Source organism: Streptomyces endophytica (assembly GCF_026153355.1).
In the GTDB taxonomy this organism is placed as follows: Bacteria; Actinomycetota; Actinomycetes; order Streptomycetales; family Streptomycetaceae; genus Streptomyces; species Streptomyces endophytica.
In genome coordinates this window covers 1-16,251 of sequence record NZ_CP110636.1, presented here as the reverse complement: position 1 = coordinate 16,251, position 16,251 = coordinate 1, and the positions used below count along the sequence as shown (strand labels likewise).

Annotated in this window: 12 protein-coding genes and 5 pseudogenes; 14 read left to right on the top strand and 3 right to left on the bottom strand. The window is 71.1% G+C overall.

Features of this window, described 5'->3' with window-relative positions:
* Positions 1–44: 44 nt before the first annotated feature.
* Positions 45–488, bottom strand: a complete 444-nt coding sequence (locus OJ254_RS00085) for a DUF3093 domain-containing protein (protein WP_265360766.1) — start codon at positions 486–488, stop codon at positions 45–47.
* A gap of 58 nt (positions 489–546) precedes the next feature.
* On the opposite strand from OJ254_RS00085, the gene OJ254_RS00080 reads away from it, so the two are divergent.
* The 9 genes from OJ254_RS00080 to OJ254_RS00040 all read left to right on the top strand — a co-directional run bounded on the left by OJ254_RS00080 (position 547) and on the right by OJ254_RS00040 (position 9,967).
* Positions 547–1,143: a PaaI family thioesterase gene (locus OJ254_RS00080; protein WP_265360765.1), complete on the top strand. Its 597-nt coding sequence runs from the start codon at positions 547–549 to the stop codon at positions 1,141–1,143.
* Positions 1,140–1,661, top strand: a complete 522-nt coding sequence (dut, locus tag OJ254_RS00075) for a dUTP diphosphatase (protein ID WP_030808268.1) — start codon at positions 1,140–1,142, stop codon at positions 1,659–1,661. Before OJ254_RS00080 ends, dut begins: the two co-directional genes overlap by 4 nt.
* 1 nt (position 1,662) lies before the next feature.
* Positions 1,663–2,430, top strand: a complete 768-nt coding sequence (locus tag OJ254_RS00070; RefSeq protein WP_265360764.1) for a DUF3710 domain-containing protein — start codon at positions 1,663–1,665, stop codon at positions 2,428–2,430.
* Between the two features lie 325 nt (positions 2,431–2,755).
* A complete protein-coding gene (gene kdpF, locus OJ254_RS00065) occupies positions 2,756–2,845 on the top strand; it encodes a K(+)-transporting ATPase subunit F (protein ID WP_096212427.1) in 90 nt (29 codons plus the stop codon).
* 31 nt (positions 2,846–2,876) lie between these two features.
* Complete coding sequence (gene kdpA / locus OJ254_RS00060) at positions 2,877–4,556, top strand: potassium-transporting ATPase subunit KdpA (protein ID WP_265364993.1); 1,680 nt, start codon at positions 2,877–2,879, stop codon at positions 4,554–4,556.
* Positions 4,557–4,588: 32 nt separating this feature from the next.
* Positions 4,589–6,697 (top strand): potassium-transporting ATPase subunit KdpB, encoded by a 2,109-nt coding sequence (kdpB, locus tag OJ254_RS00055; protein ID WP_265360763.1) that lies wholly within the window; start codon positions 4,589–4,591, stop codon positions 6,695–6,697.
* Between the two features lie 22 nt (positions 6,698–6,719).
* On the top strand, positions 6,720–7,391 hold the full coding sequence (gene kdpC / locus OJ254_RS00050) for a potassium-transporting ATPase subunit KdpC (protein ID WP_265360762.1): 672 nt from the start codon (positions 6,720–6,722) through the stop codon (positions 7,389–7,391).
* A 324-nt stretch (positions 7,392–7,715) separates the two neighbouring features.
* Complete coding sequence (locus OJ254_RS00045) at positions 7,716–8,924, top strand: alginate lyase family protein (protein ID WP_265360761.1); 1,209 nt, start codon at positions 7,716–7,718, stop codon at positions 8,922–8,924.
* Between the two features lie 317 nt (positions 8,925–9,241).
* On the top strand, positions 9,242–9,967 hold the full coding sequence (locus OJ254_RS00040) for an ABC transporter ATP-binding protein (RefSeq protein WP_265360760.1): 726 nt from the start codon (positions 9,242–9,244) through the stop codon (positions 9,965–9,967).
* A 229-nt stretch (positions 9,968–10,196) separates the two neighbouring features.
* On the opposite strand, the gene OJ254_RS00035 is transcribed toward OJ254_RS00040, so the two are convergent.
* Entirely contained in the window at positions 10,197–10,646 is a 450-nt protein-coding gene (locus OJ254_RS00035) for a DUF1772 domain-containing protein (RefSeq protein WP_265360758.1), read from the bottom strand.
* Positions 10,647–10,652: 6 nt separating this feature from the next.
* Between OJ254_RS00035 and OJ254_RS00030 the strand changes: the two are divergent.
* A pseudogene (locus OJ254_RS00030) lies at positions 10,653–11,089 on the top strand (TetR/AcrR family transcriptional regulator).
* 111 nt (positions 11,090–11,200) lie between these two features.
* Here the strand turns inward: OJ254_RS00030 and OJ254_RS31305 are convergent.
* Positions 11,201–11,732: pseudogene (locus OJ254_RS31305) on the bottom strand (GNAT family N-acetyltransferase).
* A 360-nt stretch (positions 11,733–12,092) separates the two neighbouring features.
* Here OJ254_RS31305 and OJ254_RS00020 point away from each other — a divergent pair.
* From OJ254_RS00020 to OJ254_RS00005, 4 genes and pseudogenes are all read left to right on the top strand, one after another.
* Positions 12,093–14,651: pseudogene (locus tag OJ254_RS00020) on the top strand (DUF4118 domain-containing protein).
* A 117-nt stretch (positions 14,652–14,768) separates the two neighbouring features.
* Positions 14,769–15,444, top strand: a pseudogene (locus OJ254_RS00015) (response regulator).
* 139 nt (positions 15,445–15,583) lie between these two features.
* Positions 15,584–15,933 (top strand): annotated as a pseudogene (locus tag OJ254_RS00010) (OB-fold nucleic acid binding domain-containing protein).
* Between the two features lie 121 nt (positions 15,934–16,054).
* On the top strand, positions 16,055–16,251 hold a 197-nt coding region (locus tag OJ254_RS00005; RefSeq protein ID WP_265360756.1), incomplete at its 3' end, for a DUF3159 domain-containing protein.

Here is a 16,251-nt window from a genome sequence, read left to right as displayed (position 1 = left end):
GAAGGGGACCGGAAGCCCTCGGCCCGGTGAGCCGGGCCCGCCGGTCAGGTGCGTACGGCCGTCAGTGCCGCCACCAGACGCTCCGGGTCCCGCGTCGACAGATAGGCGTACGGCGTCGGGTCGTCCGGGTCCGTGATCTCCACCCGCACCGCGGTCGGCACATAGCTGCGCAGCAGCATGAACGCCCGCGCATCGGCCTTGTGCGTCCGCCAGGCCAGCGCCTCCGGCGCGTCCAGCGCCACCGCCTCGCCCAGCGCCGACGCCGGGATCTTCGCGTCACCGGCGATCAGCGCACCGCCCACCACCCGGATCCGCACCGACCCGTACGCGCTCACCGCCACGGCGGACAGCGCCGCCCCGCCGATCAGCCCGCCGAGCATCGGCAGCGTTCCCACCGGGAGCAGCATCAGGGCACAGGCGACGCCGATCAGCCCGGCGATCACCCACCAGGAGCGGGGCGCGGTGAGACGTTCTTCGTACGACTGCATGGCCCCAGCTTGGCACGGCGGCGCGGGCCCCTTATCCGCGCGGGTAGGGTCTGCACTCGTGAGTGGAACTGACGAACCCAGGGCGGGCCGGCTGACGCCACCGACGGACGCCGTCGCTCCGGTCCGGCACGCCGAGGCGCCGGCACCCGGAGAGCTCCTCGGCGCGCACTACGACCGTTGCTTCGGCTGTGGCACCGGCCAGCCGCACGGTCTGCACCTGGAGGCGCGGGCCGGCGAGGGCGTGAGCGTCCAGGCCGAGTTCACGGTCAAGGAGGCCCACCAGGGCGCCCCGGGCCTGGCCCACGGCGGGGTGCTGGCCACCGCGCTCGACGAGACGCTCGGCTCGCTGAACTGGCTGCTGCGGGTGATCGCGGTGACCGGCCGGCTGGAGACCGACTTCGTGCGGCCGGTGCCGCTCGGCACGGTGCTGCACCTGGACGCGCAGGTCACCGCGGTGCACGGGCGGAAGATCTACTCGACGGCGGTGGGACGCATAGACGGCCCGGACGGCCCGGTCGCGGTGCGCGCCGACGCCGTCTTCATCGAGGTGAAGGTCGACCACTTCATCGAGAACGGAAGGACCGAGGAGATCCAGGCGGCGATGGCCGACCCGGACCAGGTCAAGCGCGCGCGAGCCTTCGAGGTGAACCCGTGAGTGAGGTACGCAACCCCGTCGACGTACTGCTGCGGCGGCTCGACCCGGAGGTGCCCGTCCCGGCGTACGGGCATCCGGGCGACGCCGGCGTCGATCTGGTGACCACCGAGGCGGCCGAGCTGGCGCCGGGGGAGCGCACGGTGCTGCCCACCGGCGTGGCGATCGCGCTGCCCGACGGCTACGCGGCGTTCGTGCACCCGCGCTCCGGGCTCGCCGCGCGCTGCGGACTGGCGCTCGTGAATGCCCCCGGGACGGTGGATGCCGGGTACCGTGGAGAGATCAAGGTGATCGTGGTCAATCTGGACCCTCGGGAGACCGTGCGGTTCGAGAGGTTCGACCGGATCGCCCAACTTGTCGTCCAGCAGGTCGAGAAGGTGCGCTTCCACGAGGTGGCGGAACTTCCCGGCTCGGCGCGGGCCGAGGGGGGATTCGGTTCCACCGGCGGTCATGCGGCGGTGGGCGGCTCCACGGGCGGGAATGAATACGCAGCGGTCGGTGCCGACCGGGAAGGACAGTGACGTGTTCGGACGTCGCAAGAAGAACAAGACTCCTGAGGAGTCGGCAGCGGGACTCGTCGAGGAGACGGTGACCGGCGCGTCGGCCGAGGAGGAGAGCGACGAGGGGCAGAGCCGGGTCAATCTTCCGCCCGCGCCGCGCCCCGACGGGCCGTGGGACTCCTCCGAGGTCACCAACCCCGGCGAGGGCCGGGTCGACCTCGGCGGGCTGTTCGTGCCCGGGGTCGAGGGCATGGAGCTGCGGGTGGAGGTCGCCGGTGACGCGATCGTCGCCGCGACGGTGGTGCTGCAGGACAGCGCCGTACAGCTGCAGGCGTTCGCCGCTCCCCGCAACGAGGGCATCTGGGGCGAGGTCCGCGAGGAGATCGCGGCCGGCATCACCCAGCAGGGCGGGGTCATCGACGAGGTCGAGGGCCCGCTGGGCTGGGAGCTGCGCGCTCAGGTGCCGGTCCAGCTGCCGGACGGCACGAACGGCGTGCAGGTCGTGCGGTTCGTGGGCGTGGACGGCCCGCGGTGGTTCCTGCGCGGCGTGATCTCCGGCCAGGGCGCGGTGCAGCCGCAGGCCGCGGGCGTGCTGGAGCACATCTTCCGGGACACCGTGATCGTCCGCGGCGAAGGCCCGATGGCGCCGCGCGACCCGATCGTCCTGAAGCTGCCGGACGACGCCCAGATGGTGCCGGACGGCGTGCAGCAGGAGCAGGTCGAGCAGTCCCGCTTCGGCGGCGGCGTGGAGCGCCTGGAGCGCGGACCGGAGATCACCGAGATCCGCTGACCCACGATCCGGCCGACGGAGCCCGCAAGGGCACCCGGACCGGCCGGATCACGACGGTCATACGGGCCCGCACCCCTGGGAGGGGGTGCGGGCCCTCCGCGTTTGTGCAGGTCAGGACGAGCGGCGTATGAGATCCGTCAACGGGGCGCTAATGGCCGTAAGGGAGGCGTCAACGCCGGTCAGGAGCGGTCATGCGGGCGGTTTGCTCTAGGGGTCCGAACTCCCCTCTCCTCTAGGAGCACACGATGGCCGACGTGGCCTTCGTCGTCGTCACGCTCGCGGTCTTCGCGCTGGTGGCCCTCGTCGCCAAGGGGGTGGCGAAGCTGTGACCGTCGAGAACACTGTCGGCCTGATCGTCGCCGTCGCCCTGCTGGGATACCTCGTCCTCGCCCTCGTCTTCCCGGAGAGGTTCTGAGGTGATCACCGCTGCCCCCGTGACGGGCTCGATGAGCCCCGTCCTCGCCGGCGTGCTCCAGCTGACGGCGCTCGTCGCGGCGCTGGCCCTGGCGTACCGCCCCCTCGGTGACCACATGGCCGCCGTCTACAGCTCCCCGCGGCACCTCCGCGCCGAGAAGATCCTCTACCGCTGCATCGGTGCCAACCCGGACGCCCAGATGCGCTGGCCCGCCTACCTGCGCGGGGTCCTGGCCTTCTCCGCGGTGGGGGTGCTCTTCCTCTACCTCCTGCAGCGCCTCCAGGGCGGTCTGCCGCTGTCCCTCGGGTTCGCGTCGATCAGTCCCGACCAGGCGTTCAACACCGCCGCGTCGTTCGTCGCCAACACCAACTGGCAGTCCTACAGCGGCGAGCAGGCCATGGGCCACGTCGTGCAGACCGTCGGCCTCGCGGTGCAGAACTTCGTGTCCGCGGCCACCGGCATGGCCGTCGCGATCGCCCTGGTCCGCGGCTTCGCCAGGTCCCGCACCGGCGAACTCGGAAACTTCTGGGCCGACCTGGTCCGCGGCACCGTCCGCGTCCTCATACCGATCTCCGTCATCGGCGCCGTCGTCCTGGTCGCCTGCGGCGCGATCCAGAACTTCTCCGGCATCCACGAGGTCGGGCAGTTCTTGGGCGGCGGGCACCAGCAGACCAACGGCGGAGCGGTCGCCTCCCAGGAGGTCATCAAGGAACTGGGCACCAACGGGGGCGGCTACTTCAACGCCAACTCCGCCCACCCCTTCGAGAACCCCGACGCCTTCACCAACCTCTTCGAGATCTTCCTGATCCTGGTCATCCCGTTCGCGCTGACCCGGACCTTCGGCAAGCTCGTCGGCAACGTGTGGCAGGGGTACGCCGTCCTCGCCACGATGGGCGTCATCTGGCTCGGCTTCACCGCCCTGATGATGTGGACCGAGTTCGCGCACGGCGGTCCGGCCCTGCAGGCCGCGGGCGCCGCCATGGAGGGCAAGGAGACCCGCTTCGGCGTCGGCGCCTCGTCGATCTTCTCGGTGGCCACCACCCTCACCTCCACCGGAGCGGTCGACTCCTTCCACTCCTCCTTCACCGCCTTCGGCGGCGGCCTCCAACTGCTGGGCATGATGCTGGGCGAGATCGCCCCCGGCGGCGTCGGCTCCGGTCTCTACGGCATGCTGATCATGGCCGTCATCGCGGTGTTCATCGCCGGCCTGATGGTGGGCCGCACGCCCGAGTACCTCGGCAAGAAGATCGGCACCCGCGAGATCAAGCTCGCCGCCTGCTACATCCTCGTCACCCCGACGCTGGTCCTCGGCTTCACCGCCGCCTCGATGGTGCTGCCCGACGCACTGGGCTCGATGCTCAACACCAAGGCCCTGGGCGCCGGCTCGCACGGCTTCTCCGAGGTCCTGTACGCCTTCACCTCCGGCGCCAACAACAACGGCTCCGCCTTCGCCGGCCTGAACGCCAACACGCCCTGGTACAACACCACGATCGGGCTGGCCATGCTGCTCGGCCGCTTCCTGCCGATGGTGTTCGTCCTCGCGCTGGCCGGCTCGCTCGCCGAGCAGAAGCCCGTCCCGGAGACCGCCGGGACCCTGCGCACCGAGAAGCCGCTCTTCGCCGGGCTGCTCGTCGGCACCATCCTGATCATCACCGGTCTGACCTACTTCCCGGCGCTGGCACTCGGCCCGCTGGCGGAGGGCCTGTCATGACCGCCCCCGCCAAGCCTGAGGAGCCCGGCTCCATGACCACCACCCCGACAGCCACCCCGACCCGCGCCCCGCACCAGGACCTCCCCGGCGGGCACCAGCCCGGCGGCGGCCGCGTCGGCGGCGGCCTCTTCGACCCCAAGCAGCTGGTCAAGTCCCTGCCGGACGCGCTGCGCAAGCTCGATCCGCGGGTGATGGTCAAGTCCCCCGTGATGTTCGTGGTCGAGGTCGGCTCCGTCCTCACCACGCTCTTCGCCTGTCTGTCCCCCGGGGACTGGTTCGGCTGGGCGATCGCCGTCTGGCTGTGGCTGACCGTGATCTTCGCCAATCTGGCCGAGGCGGTCGCCGAGGGCCGCGGCAAGGCGCAGGCCGACACCCTGCGCAAGGCCAAGACCGACACCGTGGCGCGTCGGCTGAGCGGCGGCGTGGAGGAGCAGGTCGCCGGCACCGAGCTGCGCATCGGCGACCTCGTCGTCTGCGAGGCCGGCGACATCATCCCCGGTGACGGCGATGTCGTCGAAGGCGTCGCGTCCGTCGACGAGTCCGCCATCACCGGCGAATCGGCCCCGGTCATCCGCGAGTCCGGCGGTGACCGGTCGGCCGTCACCGGCGGGACGAAGGTGCTCTCCGACCGCATCGTCATCAAGATCACCACAAAGCCCGGTGAGACCTTCATCGACCGGATGATCAACCTCGTCGAGGGCGCCGCACGGCAGAAGACCCCCAACGAGATCGCGCTGAACATCCTGCTCGCCTCGCTGACCATCGTCTTCCTGCTGGCCGTCGTCACCCTCCAGCCGTTCGCGATCTACGCGGGCGCCGAACAGCCCATGATCGTGCTGCTCGCGCTGCTGGTCTGCCTGATCCCGACGACCATCGGCGCCCTGCTGTCCGCGATCGGCATCGCGGGCATGGACCGGCTGGTGCAGCGCAACGTCCTGGCGATGTCCGGACGGGCCGTCGAGGCCGCGGGGGACGTCTCGACGCTGCTGCTCGACAAGACCGGCACCATCACCCTCGGCAACCGCCAGGCCGCCGAGTTCGTGCCCGTACGCGGCACGACGGAGGCCGAGGTCGCGGACGCCGCCCAGCTCTCCTCGCTGGCCGACGAGACCCCCGAGGGCCGCTCGATCGTCGTCCTCGCCAAGGAGAAGTACGGGCTGCGCGAACGTCACCAGGGTGAGCTGGAACGCGCCGAGTGGATCGCCTTCACCGCGCAGACCCGCATGTCCGGGGTGGACGTGGACGGGCGCAAGATCCGCAAGGGCGCGACCGGTTCGGTCCTCGCCTGGGTCAAGGAGCGCGGCGGCGAGGTCGCCGAGGACGCCCAGCAGCTCACCGACGCGATCTCCCAGGCCGGCGGCACCCCACTGCTGGTGGCCCTGGAGGACGAGCGCGGGCCGCGCGTCCTGGGCGTCATCCACCTCAAGGACGTCGTCAAGGAGGGCATGCGGGAGCGGTTCGACGAGCTGCGCCGCATGGGCATCAAGACTGTCATGATCACGGGCGACAACCCGCTGACGGCCAAGGCCATCGCCGACGAGGCCGGCGTGGACGACTTCCTCGCCGAGGCCACGCCCGAGGACAAGATGGCGCTCATCAAGCGCGAACAGGCGGGCGGCAAGCTCGTCGCGATGACCGGTGACGGCACCAACGACGCCCCGGCGCTGGCCCAGGCGGACGTCGGCGTGGCGATGAACACCGGTACGTCGGCCGCCAAGGAGGCCGGCAACATGGTCGACCTCGACTCCAACCCGACCAAGCTCATCGAGATCGTCGAGATCGGCAAACAGCTCCTGATCACCCGGGGCGCGCTGACCACCTTCTCGATCGCCAACGACGTCGCCAAGTACTTCGCCATCATCCCGGCGATGTTCGCGGTGGCCTACCCGGGCCTGGACACCCTCAACATCATGCGGCTGTCCAGCCCCAACTCCGCCATCCTGTCGGCGATCATCTTCAACGCGCTGATCATCATCGCGCTGGTGCCGCTCGCCCTCAAGGGCGTGCAGTACCGCCCGGTCAGCGCCGACCGGATGCTCCGCCGCAACCTGACCGTCTACGGCCTCGGCGGCCTGATCGCCCCCTTCCTCGGCATCAAACTCATCGACCTGCTCATCTCCCTCATCCCCGGTCTGCACTGATGCGGAAAGCGTGGTAACCGCCATGAACAACTCGGTACGCAACACCGCCCGGTTGATCGGCGCCGGCCTGCGCGCCCTGCTCGTCCTGACCGTGGTGTGCGGCGTCATCTATCCGCTTGTGGTCACCGGCGTGGCCCAGGCGGCCTTCTCCGACCAGGCCAACGGGTCAGAGGTCCGTTCGCACGGCAAGGCCGTCGGCTCCTCGCTCCTCGGCCAGCGCTACGACAAGGGCACCGACAAACAGGGCAACCCGATCCCCGACCTGCGGTTCTTTCAGCCGCGTCCCTCCGCGGGACTCGGCAGCAACCGGGCCAACGGCGTCAACACCCAGTACGACCTGCAGGTCTCCGGCGCCTCCAACCTGGGCGCCAACAACACCGACCTGCTCAAGGCGGTCCGGGAACGCAAGAAGTGGGTCGCCGAGACCTACGGCGTCCCCGAGTCGAAGGTCCCCGCGGACGCGGTCACCTCGTCCGGCTCGGGCCTCGACCCGGACATCTCCCCGGCGTACGCACAACTCCAGGCCGCCCGCGTCGCCAAGGAGAACCACCTCCCGGCAACCACGGTGCGCCGGCTCGTCACCCGGCACACGGAGGGCCGCACCCTCGGCTTCCTCGGCGAACCGCGGGTGAACGTACTGGAATTGAACGTCGCACTGCGGGACCTGGCGCGGGGGCAGGGGGAGAAGGGCTGAACAGGGGCTGAGCGGAACGACGGCGGCGCCGAACGAGGGCCTTGCCGAACGACGGATGGCGGGCGGCCTCCGGGGAGCTTCTCCCCGGGGGCCGCTTTCTGTTTTCAGGTAGTTGAACGTGCCCTGCACGCCGGGCAGTTGTGACGCACGGCGGACCCGCCGCACCTCTGCGTCGGCTTCCTGTCGCACGCCTTGACGAGGCATCGGCTTGGTTCTACCTTCCCCAGCCATGACACGCGTTCACATCAACGCCTGTCATTCATGTACGAGAACAGCTCCTCGTTCCTCCCCTTGAGCATCTCGGCAGGAAGGCACCCACCCCCCATGCGCAGAACGTTCACCCTCGTCGCCGGCGCGCTGGCCGGCGCCCTGACCGTGAGCCTCCTCATGGGCGCCCCGTCCACCGCGGCCCCGGCGGCCCCGAAACCGTCCGCGGCGGCACCGGCCACCTTCACCCACCCCGGCGTCCTCGTCGGCACGCGCCAACTCGACTACGTCCGCAGCAAGGTCAACTCCGGCGCTCAGCCCTGGAAGAGTGCCTTCGACGCGATGATGGCGAGCCCCTACGCCTCGCTCTCCCGCGCCCCCAAGCCCCGCGCCACCGTCGAATGCGGCCCGTACTCCAAGCCCAACCACGGCTGCACCGACGAACGAGAGGACGCCCTCGCCGCCTACACCCTCTCGCTGGCCTGGTACCTCACCCGCGACGGCAGGTACGCCGACAAGGCGATCCAGATCATGGACGCCTGGTCCGCCACCCTCAAGGAGCACACCAACAGCAACGCCCCACTACAGACCGGCTGGGCGGGCTCCTCCTGGCCGCGCGCCGCCGAGATCATCCGTTACACCTACGACGGCTGGCCCAAGAACCGCATCGACCGCTTCGCCGGAATGCTGCGCACCGTCTACCTCCCCGAGGTCATCAACGGCTCGCACAGCAACGGGAACTGGGAACTGAGCATGATGGAGGCCGCCGTCGGCATCTCCGTCTTCCTGGAGGACAAGACCTCGTACGACAAGGCCCTCGCCACCTTCCGCGCCCGCGTGCCCGCGTACATCTACCTCAGGTCCGACGGCGAGCTGCCCAGGACCACACCGGGCAGCGGCCTGAACACCCGCGACAAGATCATCAAGTACTGGCAGGGCCAGTCCACCTTCGTCGACGGCCTCACCCAGGAAACCTGCCGCGACTTCACCCACACCGGATACGGCCTGTCGGCCATCTCCCACATCGCCGAGACCACCCGTTTGCAGGGCCAGGACCTCTACCCCGAGGTCGCCGAACGGCTGCGCCAGGCGCTCGGCTTCCAGGCCACCTACGAACTCGGCACCACCCCGCCGTCCTGGCTGTGCGGCGGCACCGTCAAACGTGGCCTGGGGCCCGTCACCGAGGTCGGCTACAACGCCCTGCACAACCGCCTGCACCACGCCATGCCGAACACGCAGAAGCTCACCGAACAGCAGCGCCCGGCAGGCTCCAACAACCTCTTCGTGGCCTGGGAGACCTTGACCCACGCCGAGAACCCGAACTGACCGTATTTGTTTGGGCGTTGGCGCCTGCGGCCTCGTCCGGGGCCCCGCCCGAGGTCCCGTCCGAGGCCCCGTCCGAGAGTTATCCACAGGCGTTGCCTGCCGAACTGCGCGGTACGCATACTGACGCCATCGGCAGGCACCGCCGAGGGTGCCCGGCCGGCGCGGCGGACCGATGCCGCAAGGGGACTGGGGGAACGGATCATGCACAGCGGGGAAGCACATCGCGACCGGACACGGGTGGCGCTGCGGACACATCGGCTACGTCGGGCACATCCCACGCGCCCGGGGGAGGTGAGGCGAGCGGTGACGCCACGTCGATGGTCATCGTCGAGGACCTGCACCGCAGTTACGGCAGTGCGGGCAGCGACGCCGGTGCCGTGCACGCGCTCCGCGGGGTGTCCTGCCGCGTCCCGCGCGGCGAACTGGTGGCCCTGCGCGGCCGTTCCGGATCCGGCAAGACGACGCTCCTCAATCTCATCGGCGGCCTGGACACTCCGGACGCCGGACGCATCACCGTCGACGGCACCCCGCTCGCCGAGCTCGGTGAGACCGGACTGCTGGAAATGCGTCGCGACCGCATCGGCTTCGTCTTCCAGTCGTTCGGGCTGATACCGATCCTGAGCGCCGCCGAGAACGTCGGAGTGCCCTTGCGGCTCCGCGAGGTCCCGGCACGTGAGCGAGAAGAACGGGTCGCGCTGCTGCTGTCACTGGTCGGCCTCGCCGACCACGCCCGGCAGCGCCCGGGCGAACTCTCCGGCGGCCAGCAACAACGCGTCGCGATAGCCCGCGCGCTGGCCAATCGCCCGGCCCTGCTCATAGCCGACGAGCCCACCGGCCAACTCGACGCGGAAACCGGCCTGGAGGTGATGGAACTGCTGCGCGCCGTCGTCCGCAGCGAGGGCGTCACGGCCCTGGTCGCCACCCACGACAACACCCTCCTGGGCCTGGCCGACCGCGTCCTCACGCTCAACGACGGACTGATCACGGAAGAGGGCGCGCCCAGCCGAGAGGGCGAGCCGAGCCAGGCGGGCCGGCGCGGCTAGGCGGTTCGTCGGGATCGCGAGGGCGTAGTGGAAGGACTGGTCATGGCCCGCCCCCGCGCACCCAGCCGGACGCGCGCATGGCCGCCCCTTCCCGACCGACGCGCGCATGGCCGCCCCTTCCCGAGTCGCTTCGGGCTGGGCGGCCACTACGGACGGCTCGGGGCGCCACGGTGAACAGCGGCAGGTCCGGGCGGCTTCAGGGGTCCGCAGTACACGGCCTGGTGGGGCGTCAGATCAGCGCGACCGTGAACAGTACGAACGCGAGCACGATGATGGCTACGCGGACGTAGTGGAAGCGGTCCCAACGGCCCACCTGCTGCTTCCAGTCGGCGGGTACGCCCTCCTTCGACCAGGTCGCGACGCGTGAGTTGATCGGGACGAGCAGCAGGATCGACATCACCACGCTCAGTACGAGCAGCACCGTGCCCACGGCGATGAGTGAGGTGCCCCGGTCGCCCCAGGTCAGTGCGGACCACGCCGCGCCGAGGACGACCGAGCCGATATACCAGAACGGCATGACCCGGCCGAGGACGCGCGCCCCGTCGCTCCGGGCGTCGAGTCCGCCGTCGTTCGGGAGCCGGTCGAGGATCTGGTTGACGAAGACCGCCACCGCGAACTCCACAGGTTCCGAGTTCGATGCTGGAGATGTCGTTGCTCTTTTGTCTAGCGACGCTAGCATCACGTCATGTCGGTACGTGAACGCAAGGAACGCGAGCGGGTCCACCGCCACAGGCTGATCGTCTCCACGGCCCGCGAGCTGGCCGAGGCGCACGAATGGGATGCCGTCACCACGCGGCGCCTCGCCGAGCAGATCGAGTACAGCCAGCCCGTGCTCTACAGCCACTTCCGGGGCAAGAATCCCGCCCTGTACGACGCGATGTTCCGCCTCGACAACGGTCTCCCGTTCGCCGACGAGGCCACGCCCGCGCCGCTGCGTGAGGCGTTCCAGGCCCTGGTGGATCCGCTCGTCCACCATGCGCACCCCGACGAACCGGGCTGTTCGTCGCGACGTTCTGGGCCGCGCTGCACGGACTGGTCACGCTCACCCGCGCCGGGCGCCTGCCCGCCGACCGGGCCCCCGACCGCCTCACCCTCCTGGTCGACCGCTTCGTCCCGCGGTGACGGCGATACGGCGATACCGCGATACGGCGGAACCTGGCCGGCCTCCGCCCTTGCCCTCCGGCAACGGCGGTGCGTCGGCCCGGCCCCGCACGCCGTTGCCGGAAGTTGTCGCTACCAGACGTCGCCGTCGCGCCAGTCGCAGGTGAGGTCGGAGCCGAGGTCCAAGGCGGTGGCGGGGGTCGGCAGGACGTAGAGGAAGTCGTCCTCGTCGGCGGTGCGCTGGATGCCGGACGGGGTGAGGGTCCAGGAGCGGCCGCGCCACTGCTGCCAGCCCGGGCGGCGTAGAAGGCGGCGGCCTCGTCGGAGGCGCCGAGCGCGCCGAGGTCGTAGGCCGCGCGGATGACTCGTTCCAGCGCGGCCATCATGGCCGCCCCGTGGCCCCGGCCGCGCCGGTCCGCGCGTACGCCGACCCCCTCGACGTACCCGCAGCGCAGGGCTCGGCCGCCGTGCAGCAGCCGGCGCTGGATGACGGAGGCGTGGCCGACGAGTTCGCCGTCCTCGTAGGCCAGGGCGTGCAGACCGCCGAGCGCGTGGTCCCAGTCCTCCTCGGTCATGTCGTCGAAGACGCCGTAGAGGAGGGCGCGTACCGCCTTGAGCGTGGCGGCGTCCAGGTCGGCGTGTGTGCGACCCGCACCGCGGGCATGCGGCCCGCCGTCAGATCTTCTGCCGGTGCGGGGGAGTGGCCGGTGCTGGTGCCGGTGGTGGGCTCGGGTGCGGGCGCGGCGTCCGTCATGAGGGGCATCGTCGCAGTCGGTCGGGACGTCCGGCGAGGTGTTTTCGCCGTCCGGAAGCACTGCGCCGGAAGCACCGGTCGGAAGCACCGGTCCGGAAGCACCGGGCCGGGTGCCCAGCCCCCTGCTGGACCGGTTACGGGCGCCCGTATCAGAGTCGCGTCAAGACCGGGGGTGAAGTCGTCAACTGCGGCTTTTGTTCCCTTGTGGGGTCGATAGGGTCGCAGCAGGCCAGCCCGGTGGGGGCGGCCTTCACGTAAGACAATGGGGCCATGGCACGCGGCAAGCTACGGATCTATCTCGGGGCGGCGCCCGGCGTCGGCAAGACCTACGCGATGCTGTCCGAGGCGCACCGGCGCGTGGAGCGGGGCACGGACGTCGCGGTGGCGTTCGTCGAGCACCACGGGCGGCCCCGTACGGAGGTCATGCTGCACGGCCTGGAGCAGATCCAGCGCCGCGAGCTGACGTACCGCGGCTCGGTCTTCACCGAAATGGACGTGGACGCGGCGCTGGAACGCAAGCCCGCCGTGGCCGTGGTCGACGAGTTGGCCCACACCAACGTGCCCGGTTCGCGCAACGCCAAGCGCTGGCAGGACATCGAGGAGCTGCTGGAAGCCGGCATCGATGTCATCTCGACGGTGAACATCCAGCACCTGGAGTCGCTCGGGGACGTCGTCGAGTCCATAACGGGCGTCCGGCAGCGCGAGACCGTGCCCGACGAGGTGGTGCGGCGGGCCGACCAGATCGAACTGGTCGACATGTCGCCCCAGGCGATCCGGCGCCGGATGGCGCACGGGAACATCTACCAGCCCGACAAGGTGGACGCCGCCCTGTCGAACTACTTCCGGCCGGGCAACCTCACGGCGCTGCGCGAGCTGGCGCTCCTCTGGGTCGCCGACCGCGTCGACGAGTACCTCCAGGAGTACCGCGCGGAGCACTCGATCCGGTCGACCTGGCAGGCCCGCGAGCGGATCGTGGTCGGCCTGACCGGGGCCCCGAGGGCCGTACGCTCATCCGCCGCGCCGCCCGGATGGCGGCCAAGGGCTCGGGCAGCGAGGTGCTCGCCGTCTACATAGCCCGCAGCGACGGGCTGACCTCCGCCTCGCCCAAGGAACTCGCCGTCCAGCGGACCCTGGTGGAGGACCTCGGCGGCACGTTCCACCACGTCATCGGGGACGACATACCGAGTGCGCTGCTGGGTTGCGTTCGCGCGCGGGGTGAACGCCACGCAGATCGTGCTGGGATCGAGCCGCCGCAAGACCTGGCAGTACGTCTTCGGGCCCGGGGTGGGGGCGACCGTCGCCCGTGAATCGGGGCCGGACCTCGACGTGCACATCGTCACCCACGAGGAGGTCGCCAAGGGCCGTGGGCTGCCGGTGGCGCGCGGTGCGCGGCTGGGGCGGGCCCGGATCATCGCCGGCTGGCTGGTCGGCGTGGTCGGCCCGGCGCTGCTCTCGCTGCTGCTGTCCGGCCTCGCCAACGGCCCCGGGCTGGCCAACGACGTCCTGCTGTTCCTCTTCCTGACCGTCGTCGCGGCGCTGCTCGGCGGGCAGCTGCCGGCGCTGGCGTCCGCGGCGGTCGGCTCGCTGCTGCTGAACTTCTACTTCACGCCCCCGACCCACACCCTCACCATCAGCGACCCGCAGAACATCGTCGCCATCGCGATCTTCTTCGCGGTCGCGGTGTCGGTCGCCTCGGTGGTGGACCTCGCGGCCCGCCGCACCCACCAGGCGGCCCGGCTGCGTGCCGAGTCGGAGATCCTGTCCTTCCTCGCCGGCAGCGTGCTGCGCGGCGGACGACGCTGAACGCCCTGCTGGAGCGGGTCCGGGAGACCTTCGGCATGGACACCGTGGCGCTGCTGGAGCGGCGCAGCGACGTCGACCCGTGGACCTGCGCGGGCCGGGCCGGCGGCTCCGACAAGGGCGAGCCGCTGCAGCGCCCGGAGGACGCGGACGTCGACATGCCGGTGGGGGACCACATGGCGCTGGCGCTGACCGGGCGGGTGCTGCCCGCCGAGGACCGCCGGGTGCTGGCCGCCTTCGCCGCCCAGGCCGCCGTCGTCCTCGACCGGCAGCGGCTGGTCGGCGAGGCGGAACGGGCCCGGGAGCTGGCCGAGGGCAATCGCATCCGGACGGCGCTGCTGGCCGCGGTCAGCCACGACCTGCGGACGCCGCTGGCGAGCATCAAGGCCTCGGTCACCTCCCTGCGCTCGGACGACGTGGCCTGGTCGCCGGAGGACGAGGCGGAGCTGCTGGCGGGCATCGAGGCGGGCGCGGACCGGCTGGACCACCTGGTGGGCAACCCTCCTGGACATGTCCCGGCTGCAGACCGGCACGGTCACCCCGCTGATCCGCGAGCTCGACCTCGACGAGGTCGTGCCGATGGCGCTCGGCGGCGTGCCGGAGAGCAGCGTCACCCTGGACATCCCGGAAGAGCTGCCGATGGTCGCGGTCGACCCCGGACTGCTGGAACGTTCGGTCGCCAATCTCGTCGAGAACGCCGTGAAGTACAGCCCGGACGGCGAGGCGGTGCTGGTCGCGGCCAGCGCGCTCGGCGACCGGGTGGAGCTGCGGATCGCCGACCGCGGTCCGGGCGTGCCGGACAGCGCCAAGGACCGGATCTTCGAGCCGTTCCAGCGCTACGGCGACGTCCCGCGCGGCGCCGGCGTGGGGCTGGGGCTCGCCGTGGCCCGGGGCTTCGCGGAGGCGATGGGCGGCACGCTGGCCGCGGAGGACACCCCGGGAGGCGGTATGACGATGGTCCTCACGCTCCGGGCCGCGGGCGGCCGGCCGCCGGTCCGGCCCGACCTCCCGGCCCAGGCCACGACATGAGCCGGACCCCACCGCTGCTCCCCACCCCACGTCCCGCGGGCCGCCCCGCGGGGAAACGCCCCGACCCCGCCCCGCCGGGACACGACACCACACCACGAGGAGATCGCCAGTGAACCGGTGCTTGTGGTCGATGACGAGCCGCAGATCGTCCGCGCCCTCGTGATCAACCTGAAGGCGCGCAAGTACGAGGTCGACGCCGCCCCCGACGGGGGCCACCGCCCTCAAGCTCGCCGCCGCCCGCCACCCCGACGTCATCGTCCTGGACCTCGGCCTGCCCGACATGGACGGCGTCGAAGTGATCAGGGGCTGCGGGGCTGGACCCGGGTACCGATCCTGGTGCTCTCCGCCCGGCAGACCTCCGACGAGAAGGTGGAGGCGCTGGACGCGGGCGCGGACGACTACGTCACCAAGCCCTTCGGTATGGACGAGTTGCTGGCCCGGCTGCGGGCGGCGGTGCGCCGGGCCGAGCCGACCGGGCCGGCCGACACCGCCGTGGTCGTGGAGACCCAGGGCTTTCACCGTCGACCTCGCCGCGAAGAAGGTCAACCGCGGCGGCCGGGACATCCGGCTGACCCCCACCGAATGGCACCTCCTGGAGGTCCTGGTCCGCAACGCGGGCCGGCTGGTCAGCCAGAAGCAGCTGCTCCAGGAGGTCTGGGGCCCGTCCTACGGCACCGAGACGAACTACCTGCGGGTCTACATGGCCCAGCTCCGCCGCAAGCTGGAGAGCGACCCCTCGCACCCGAAGCACTTCATCACCGAGCCGGGGATGGGGTACCGCTTCGAGCAGTGAGCCGGGCGGGGCGGACGGGGCCGGGCGCCCGCGGTGGGATCTCCCTGTGGACGCCGTGATCCGCGGACCCGGGCACCGGTACGCTGGCGTTATGAGTGCTGGGACCCGACCCGAGAAGCCGGCCGGTCGCTTTCGCCGGATGCTCGACAGGCTGTCCTCCTCCGAGGAGGAGCTGCAGTCCGCCGAGTTGCAGCAGGACGCCGAGGACGCGGGGTGCACCCGCATCTGCGACTGCGACGACCGCCAGATAGTCAAGGTCACCGGCACCCTGCGGCATGTCACGCTGCGACCGCGCGCCGGTGTGCCCGCGCTGGAGGCGGAGCTGTTCGACGGCTCCGCCGCGCTCGACGTGGTGTGGCTCGGCCGCCGCTCCATCGTCGGGATCGAGCCGGCCGTAAGCTCATCGCCTCGGGCCGGATCTCGCTGAGTCACGGACGCCGGGTGCTCTTCAATCCGAAGTACGAACTCCGACCGCTCGGACAGGAGTAGCCGGTGACGTCTTACGACCGACCGACCACCGATCCGCACGCCGCCGCCGGCGCCACCCCCGGCGCCGACCCCGCCCCCACCGCCCCGGCCCCGCCGGACGACGGGCGGAGCCGGCCGGGAGGTGACCGAGGCGGCGCTGTTCGAGGCGTTCGGCGGTGTGCGGGGCCTGGTGGAGACGGTGCTCCCCGGCCTGCTCTTCGTCGCGATCTTCACGGTCAACAAGGACCTGCACGTCTCGGCGATCGCCGCGCTGGCCGTCTCGCTGGTGCTGGCGGCCGTCCGCCTGGCCCGCAGGGACACCGTCAAGCACGCCTTCGG